1 rRNA gene (cut by a window edge) is annotated in these 1,553 nt (G+C 55.4%); it reads left to right on the top strand.

The annotated features are described in order from the left end of the window. Positions 1–240: 240 nt before the first annotated feature. Positions 241–1,553, top strand: a 16S ribosomal RNA gene (locus tag ACFC14_RS18820); it runs 406 nt beyond the window's last position.

Below are 1,553 nucleotides of genomic sequence, written 5' to 3'. Positions count from 1 at the left end.
CGGGCCTGGCTGTGATGGCTGGGTCGTGGGAGCATCCGATCCTTGAGAACTCAACAGCGTGCACTTGTCAAATGCCAAATTATCCTCGTCTAGCTTCGGCTGGGTGAGAATTCCTTTGGATCAAAGACCAACTCCTTCCGGGGGGTTGGCAATGGATGAAGTCAGCAATGAATTTGTCTCTTTGGTCAGCATCAAACTCGCTGCAGTCCTGGTTTTCCCCAGGTTTGTATGCATTTCTTTTTTACGGAGAGTTTGATCCTGGCTCAGGATGAACGCTGGCGGCGTGCTTAACACATGCAAGTCGAACGGTGAACACGGAGCTTGCTCTGTGGGATCAGTGGCGAACGGGTGAGTAACACGTGAGCAACCTGCCCCTGACTCTGGGATAAGCGCTGGAAACGGCGTCTAATACTGGATATGTGACGTGACCGCATGGTCTGCGTCTGGAAAGAATTTCGGTTGGGGATGGGCTCGCGGCCTATCAGCTTGTTGGTGAGGTAATGGCTCACCAAGGCGTCGACGGGTAGCCGGCCTGAGAGGGTGACCGGCCACACTGGGACTGAGACACGGCCCAGACTCCTACGGGAGGCAGCAGTGGGGAATATTGCACAATGGGCGCAAGCCTGATGCAGCAACGCCGCGTGAGGGACGACGGCCTTCGGGTTGTAAACCTCTTTTAGCAGGGAAGAAGCGAAAGTGACGGTACCTGCAGAAAAAGCGCCGGCTAACTACGTGCCAGCAGCCGCGGTAATACGTAGGGCGCAAGCGTTATCCGGAATTATTGGGCGTAAAGAGCTCGTAGGCGGTTTGTCGCGTCTGCTGTGAAATCCGGAGGCTCAACCTCCGGCCTGCAGTGGGTACGGGCAGACTAGAGTGCGGTAGGGGAGATTGGAATTCCTGGTGTAGCGGTGGAATGCGCAGATATCAGGAGGAACACCGATGGCGAAGGCAGATCTCTGGGCCGTAACTGACGCTGAGGAGCGAAAGGGTGGGGAGCAAACAGGCTTAGATACCCTGGTAGTCCACCCCGTAAACGTTGGGAACTAGTTGTGGGGTCCATTCCACGGATTCCGTGACGCAGCTAACGCATTAAGTTCCCCGCCTGGGGAGTACGGCCGCAAGGCTAAAACTCAAAGGAATTGACGGGGACCCGCACAAGCGGCGGAGCATGCGGATTAATTCGATGCAACGCGAAGAACCTTACCAAGGCTTGACATATACGAGAACGGGCCAGAAATGGTCAACTCTTTGGACACTCGTAAACAGGTGGTGCATGGTTGTCGTCAGCTCGTGTCGTGAGATGTTGGGTTAAGTCCCGCAACGAGCGCAACCCTCGTTCTATGTTGCCAGCACGTAATGGTGGGAACTCATGGGATACTGCCGGGGTCAACTCGGAGGAAGGTGGGGATGACGTCAAATCATCATGCCCCTTATGTCTTGGGCTTCACGCATGCTACAATGGCCGGTACAAAGGGCTGCAATACCGCGAGGTGGAGCGAATCCCAAAAAGCCGGTCCCAGTTCGGATTGAGGTCTGCAACTCGACCTCATCAC

Source organism: Microbacterium sp. NPDC055988, from assembly GCF_042269505.1.
GTDB lineage: Bacteria > Actinomycetota > Actinomycetes > Actinomycetales > Microbacteriaceae > Microbacterium.
Note: the sequence above shows the minus strand (reverse complement) of the source record. Positions and strands in the feature narration are given on the sequence as shown.